The sequence below is a fragment of the Bartonella sp. AD328YNZD genome (genome assembly GCF_042196425.1).
On sequence record NZ_JBHIQG010000120.1, the window covers coordinates 1 to 6,574 of the forward strand.

Below are 6,574 nucleotides of genomic sequence, written 5' to 3' on the forward strand. Positions count from 1 at the left end.
ATTAAACTTATTCAACAAGTGCAATACAGTTCAGCTTATTCTTTTAAATATTCCCCCCGTCCTGGAACAGTGGGAGCTACCATGAAAAATCATGTTGATGAATCTGTAAAAGATGCCCGACTTCAACATCTACAGCACCTTCTCCTTGAACAACAAAATGTGTTCTTGCATTCTAAAATTGGTCAAAAAACGAACGTTCTTATCGAAAAACCTGGGCGTCACTCAGGGCAAATGGTAGGGCGTTCCCCGTGGCTTTTACCTGTTGTCGTCGATACAGAAGCCTCTACAGGTAGCGTGGTAGAAATTCATATTAAAAATGCAAGCTCAAACAGTTTTGTTGGTGAAGTGACCAATAGATAACCATGCCTCTAAGACCTTGTTCACAATAAATATTTTGGAAAACTCTTTTATTTTAAAAGAAAATGATTACATCTAAAGTGTGCACTTTTGCGAAAGAGAGTTTGTCTTTTATAGAGTTTACTCAAAAAGATGTGTAGTATTTATGTAGAAATGGAGAATAGGCTGAAAGCTTCAACCGAAAAAATAAAGCGCGTTAAAGAAAACGTAAATATTGCCCTTGAAAAGACTGATCCCTTGGGAAAAGTAAACGCTTCAGATACAAGCCAAGTTGTTTTGATTTTTGAAAACAATAAATATGCAAAAGTAGTTTTTGGTAAATTTGACGAAAACCTTGCTTATATCGGAAAAAAACTTGAACTCAGTATTCATCCGCGTGGTAATGAAGTCTTAATCCATGGAAGTATTTCTGTTATAAAACGTGCGCAATATGTATTGCAGCAGCTTTATGAACGTGCAAAAACACATCAAGAGCTCACTTTATCAGATATAAAAGGAGCGATTGCTATGGCAAGTATACCCAAAAAGCAGAAAGAGGACACAATAACACACAAATCTGCAACAAAAAGTACACCAGCACAGTTGAGAACTCATAAAAAAATAATTCATGCACGGACTCCAACACAAGATGCTTACATCCACGCTATGGAGCATACTGAACTTGTGTTTGGTGTAGGACCAGCAGGAACAGGCAAAACGTATCTTGCTGTTGCTCATGCCGCAATGCTTCTAGAACGTGGTATCATTGAGCGAATTATTCTCTCACGTCCTGCTGTTGAAGCTGGAGAACATCTTGGTTTTCTTCCCGGTGATCTCAAAGAAAAAGTTGACCCATATTTAAGACCACTTTATGATGCTCTTTATGATATGATTCCTGCTAAAAAAATAGAACGTATCTTAGCTTCTGGTGACATAGAAATTGCTCCTCTTGCGTTTATGCGCGGGCGAACACTTGCCCATGCCGCTATTATTCTTGATGAAGCACAAAATACTACGCCCATGCAAATGAAGATGTTCCTCACACGTCTTGGAGAAGGAGCGCGTATGATTGTTACCGGTGATGTAAGCCAAATCGATTTGCCTACAGGACAAAAATCAGGTCTCACTGAAGCAATCCGCATTCTTTCAAATGTAGAAAATATTGCAATTGTGCGTTTTGAGGAAAAAGATGTTGTACGCCACCCGCTTGTTACTGCTATCGTTCGCGCTTATGATCGTGATTCTAGAATACACAATAAAAAAAAATCACTCGCGTACGACACATTAAAAAATGAATTTGATTCATCATGATTATTATTGATATAATGATTAAAAGCGCAGGGTGGAATGATGAGGAAATGCTTTATAATATCACCGAAAAAGCGTTAACGACAACAATGCATCATGTTTCATTGGAAAATGTTGTAAGCGAAATTAGCCTGCTTTTTACGGATGATGAACATATGGCACAAATCAATGCACAATGGCGCAATAAAAACAAATCCACCAATGTATTATCCTTTCCTGCTTTTCCCCTTAAAGCTGGAAATCCTCCTGGTCCCATAATGGGTGATATTATTATTGCACGAGAAACTGTTGTTCTCGAAGCAGAGAAAGAAGGAAAAACATTTCAAGACCATTTAATGCATATGATTGTTCATGGCATCTTGCATCTGCTTGGTTATGACCATGAAACTGATAATGAAGCACATCAAATGGAAAAGCTTGAAAGAGAAATTCTTCAAAAGCTTTTCATAAAAGATCCTTACGCTGAATTGTCTATAAATGATAAAATTTAACTTTTAAAATTAATATTACGAGCATACCATTTAAGCCTCTCATTCATCTATTATAAAAAGAAAGTTTAGAAGATTTCAAAACCATGGCCAACAAAATAAATGCACAAAATAATAGTCCTACATCTTCTAATAATGAAAAAAATCCCTCTCAACAAACGAATCATACAGAAAAATATTCTCTGATGAATCATTTATTTTCATTCTTACGTGGTCGTAATTGTGCATCTACGTCACTGCGCGATGACCTTACCGTTGCCCTCACGACTGACAATGAAAAAGACACCGCCCTCTTCTCACCTGAAGAACGTACTATGCTGCATAACATTTTACGCTTACGTGAAGCACGCGTAGATGATGTTATGATACCCCGTTCTGAAATTGAAGCATTAGAAATAAACACTTCACTTGGAGAAGCCCTTAAATGTTTTGCAAAAATTGGTCATTCTCGCATACCAGTTTATGCTGAAACTTTAGATGATCCGCGTGGAATGATCCATATCCGCGATATTCTTAACTATATGATTCGCTTTATTATCACCCCAACAAAAACCGAACAGAAATCCGATTTTCTTCAATTAAACCATGCAGACTTGCATACCCCAATCGGTGAATTGGATCTAATCCGAAAAGTTCTCTTTGTTCCCAGTTCTATGCTAGCAAGCAAATTATTAACACGGATGCAAACCACACGAACACAAATGGCTTTAGTTATTGATGAACATGGAGGAACAGATGGTCTCGTTTCAATGGAGGATATTGTTGAATTAGTCGTTGGTGATATCGAAGATGAACATGATAATGTTGACAATGCTATCGTACGCGAACCCAATAATAAATGGCTCGTTGATGCAAGAACTGAACTAGAAGATGTGGAGAAAGCTCTTGGACCTGATTTTATCGTAGGGGAATATGGTGATGATGTTGATACTATTGGTGGTTTGATTGTCTCCATTCTTGATCGCATTCCTGAAAAAGGTGAAATTATCGAAGCTGTACCTGGCTATAGATTTCGTATTTTAGAAGCTGATAAACGCCGGATTAAGCGGTTACGCATTTTTCGCATTCCAGAAAATGAGAATCTTGAGAACAATGCCATTCCTAAAGAATAGTCCAGAGTTTTTTAACAATTTCATCGTTTTTTTGTCCTCTGTTACCGGCTGGAAGCGCCAAGCATTGATCTTTCTATGTGGTGCTTTTACTTCTTTTGCACTTCCACCCTTTTATTTGACACCTCTTTGCTTTTTAACTTTCCCCATTTTTATTGTTTTACTGGACTCAATACAGTCCTCCCCAAACAATAAAAAACATTTTTTTATCTACGCTTTAAGCTGTGGAACCTTTGGTTTTAGTTATTTTATTTGCGGACTTTGGTGGCTCTGCAATGCTTTGTTAACAGATCCAGATTCTTTTGGTTGGGCAGTTCCACTAGCCATTTTATTTCCTCCTCTCTACCTTTCTTTTTATTGGTTTTTTTCTGGTTTCATTGTCGGCTTATTATGGACAAAAGGAATAGCACGCTTTTTTGTTTTAGCCTTTTCTTTAGGATTAGCCGAGTGGTTGCGTGCGTTCTTATTCACAGGATTTCCATGGAATGCTCTTGGATATACAGCCATGCCCACCCCAATGCTCATGCAATCTGATGCCATCGTGGGACTGTACGGAATGAATATTCTTGTGGTCTTAACCTACAGTTTGCCAACAGTTTTACTCACAGATGAAAAAAAGAAAGCTGCCCTTTCTCTTTGCTTAGCACTTATATTTATTCACTGTAGTTTTGGATTTTATCGCCTCCATACGATAGACAATACAGCTGAAGATCAAAAAAGAAGTTTTTGGGTGCGCATTGTTCAACCTTCTATACAACAAAATATAAAATTGCGCGATAATACACGAGAAGCCACGTTGGAAGCGCATATGAATCTGAGTGCAGCACCAGCAACTGGTAAAAATCCAGAACCTGATTTTATCGTATGGCCTGAAGCATCTGTTCCTTATCTTCTCTATGATCAATCATCTATCACAATGCACATCGCCTCTCTTTTAAAACCTAAACAATGGGCTATTATCGGAGCAATACGCGCCAGTGATGATTTACCCCATTCCCAAACACAATATTTTAATACAATTGTAGTCATTAACGCTCAAGGTAATATTTTTAACACTTCCGATAAACTTCATTTGGTCCCTTTTGGTGAGTATCTTCCCTATCAGAATTTATTGAAAAAAATTGGATTGCATATCCTCGCTGATAATATTGGTGGATATAGTGCTGCACATGTGCGCGAAACTGTCACAATGCCAAACGGATTTTCTTATCTACCCTTGATTTGTTATGAAGCAATATTTCCTCATGAAATGACTTTTAAAGGTTCCCCGCCTCAAGCAATCATTAATGTTACAAATGATGCATGGTTCGGTGTAACACCGGGACCCTATCAACATCTTCAACAAGCACAGCTTCGTGCCGTTGAACTGGGAATCCCCCTCATACGGGCAGCCAATAATGGAATATCAGCAGTTATTGATTCTTATGGACGAATCGTTGTAGCTCTTCAACAAAATGCTGTGGGCATTATTGATTCAAAAATTCCACCATCCATTACCCCTATAGGAAGCAATGAATACAGAACTTTCTCTACTTTTATCTTATTCATCCTTATGCTATTGTGTCGTATTGGTTTTGGTTTTACAAAACAGCTTAAATGATTCAAGTGCTCCTTGTGCGATATTATGTTGCATATACCAGTAATATTGGGAAAAAATATTACATATTATTTTAATTATATGATAAACCAGCTTCGCATAAATCTGATGTTGGTTTAAAAGAAAAGTGCTGGAAATTAAAGAGTTGCATTATGACCGAAACTAGAAAAAAACCTGACCCTATAGATATCTATGTTGGAACTCGTATTCGTTTACGTCGTAATATTTTAGGACTTACTCAAGAAAAACTAGGTGAAAAATTAGGCATCACTTTTCAGCAAATCCAAAAATATGAAAAAGGAACAAACCGTATCGGTGCCAGTCGTCTTCAAGCGATAGCAGAAATTATGGATGTTCCTGTTTCTTACTTTTTTGATAAAGGTATTACCTCTCAACAAGTAGAAGGTTTTGCTGAAAGTGATCACAATTTTATGGACTTTTGTTCTAGCAGCGAAGGTATCCAACTCATGCGGGCTTTTACGAATATCTCTGATGCTAAAGTGCGTCGAAAAATCATTGACTTAGCAAAAGCACTTTCTGAGGAAGATTTAACAAATAAGCTATAAAATTAAAATTATATTTTTTCTCTCTTATTCATATAAATTCGCATTAACGATTTGCTGTGGAATTGGCAAACCGTAGAAATTTTAGTAGGCAATTAATTGAATCGTTGGTTTTCTTTTTGAAGGAGTTCCTATGCCGCATCAAGATTATCTTTTTACGAGCGAATCGGTATCAGAAGGGCATCCTGATAAAATTTGTGATCGTATTTCTGATGAAATCGTTGATATGATCTATAAAGAAGCTCAAAAGACTGGTACTGATCCGTGGTTAGTCCGCGTTGCTTGTGAAACTCTCGTCAGTGTAAACCGTGTTGTTATTGCCGGTGAAGTGCGTGTTCCCGATACACTCTTAAAAAAAGATAAAAATAAAGAGTTTATCTATGATAAGACTGGCTTTCCACTCATTAATCCTACGCGTTTTCGTACAGCAGCACGCCGTGCTATTCGTGCTATTGGCTACGAACAAGCCGGATTTCATTGGAAAACTGTTAAAATTGATGTTCTATTGCGCCCTCAATCTACGGACATTGCAAGAGGCGTTGATAATGCTACAGATCGGCATGGTGAAGAAGGAGCAGGTGATCAAGGTATCATGTTTGGATATGCTTGCCGTGAAACACCAGATCTCATGCCTGCACCAATTTATTATGCGCATAAGATTCTCAAACTTCTTGCCGCAGCCCGTCATAAAAGAGAAGGAGAAACTGGAAAATTAGGACCAGATGCTAAAAGCCAAATCACCATACGCTATAAAAATGGAAAACCTATAGAGGTAACATCCATCGTTCTTTCAACGCAGCACCTCGATGAAAGTTGGGATTCCAACAAAGTGCGTACAGTGGTTGAACCATACATTCGTCAAGCTTTACATGATATTCCCATTTCTGATCAATGTAGTTGGTATATAAACCCAACAGGAAAATTTGTCATTGGTGGTCCTCAAAGTGATGCCGGATTAACAGGACGCAAAATTATCGTAGATACTTACGGAGGCGCAGCACCCCATGGAGGCGGTGCTTTTTCAGGAAAAGATACGACAAAAGTTGATCGTTCTGCAGCGTATGCAGCACGTTATCTGGCTAAAAATATTGTTGCAGCTCATTTAGCAGAAAGATGCACCATTCAACTCTCCTATGCAATTGGTATTGCACAACCTTTATCTATTTATCTTAA

7 protein-coding genes are annotated in these 6,574 nt (G+C 37.9%); all 7 read left to right on the forward strand.

Annotated features, from left to right (window positions below):
• On the forward strand, positions 1-360 hold a 360-nt coding region (locus ACFIO3_RS06825; RefSeq protein ID WP_375704235.1), incomplete at its 5' end, for a TRAM domain-containing protein.
• 129 nt (positions 361-489) lie between these two features.
• On the forward strand, positions 490-1,647 hold the full coding sequence (locus tag ACFIO3_RS06830) for a PhoH family protein (RefSeq protein WP_375608036.1): 1,158 nt from the start codon (positions 490-492) through the stop codon (positions 1,645-1,647).
• Positions 1,644-2,135 carry an rRNA maturation RNase YbeY gene (gene ybeY / locus ACFIO3_RS06835; protein ID WP_375608035.1) on the forward strand — a complete coding sequence of 164 codons (492 nt, stop codon included), beginning with the start codon at positions 1,644-1,646 and terminating at the stop codon, positions 2,133-2,135. The genes ACFIO3_RS06830 and ybeY overlap by 4 nt, the downstream gene beginning before the upstream one ends.
• A gap of 83 nt (positions 2,136-2,218) precedes the next feature.
• A complete protein-coding gene (locus tag ACFIO3_RS06840) occupies positions 2,219-3,244 on the forward strand; it encodes a hemolysin family protein (RefSeq protein WP_375608034.1) in 1,026 nt (341 codons plus the stop codon).
• Positions 3,207-4,841, forward strand: coding sequence for an apolipoprotein N-acyltransferase (gene lnt, locus ACFIO3_RS06845; RefSeq protein ID WP_375608033.1), 1,635 nt, complete (start codon positions 3,207-3,209; stop codon positions 4,839-4,841). The genes ACFIO3_RS06840 and lnt overlap by 38 nt, the downstream gene beginning before the upstream one ends.
• A 149-nt stretch (positions 4,842-4,990) precedes the next feature.
• On the forward strand, positions 4,991-5,404 hold the full coding sequence (locus ACFIO3_RS06850; RefSeq protein WP_375608032.1) for a helix-turn-helix domain-containing protein: 414 nt from the start codon (positions 4,991-4,993) through the stop codon (positions 5,402-5,404).
• A 130-nt stretch (positions 5,405-5,534) separates the two neighbouring features.
• Positions 5,535-6,574, forward strand: a 1,040-nt coding sequence (gene metK / locus ACFIO3_RS06855; RefSeq protein ID WP_375704236.1) for a methionine adenosyltransferase, incomplete at its 3' end; no start/stop codon positions are given.

Coding starts and splice junctions, on each gene's coding strand:
- ACFIO3_RS06830 (WP_375608036.1), top strand. CDS start 490: ATGTGTAGTATTTATGTAGAAATGGAGAATAGGCTGAAAGCTTCAACC.
- lnt (WP_375608033.1), top strand. CDS start 3,207: ATGAGAATCTTGAGAACAATGCCATTCCTAAAGAATAGTCCAGAGTTT.
- ACFIO3_RS06840 (WP_375608034.1), top strand. CDS start 2,219: ATGGCCAACAAAATAAATGCACAAAATAATAGTCCTACATCTTCTAAT.
- ybeY (WP_375608035.1), top strand. CDS start 1,644: ATGATTATTATTGATATAATGATTAAAAGCGCAGGGTGGAATGATGAG.
- ACFIO3_RS06850 (WP_375608032.1), top strand. CDS start 4,991: ATGACCGAAACTAGAAAAAAACCTGACCCTATAGATATCTATGTTGGA.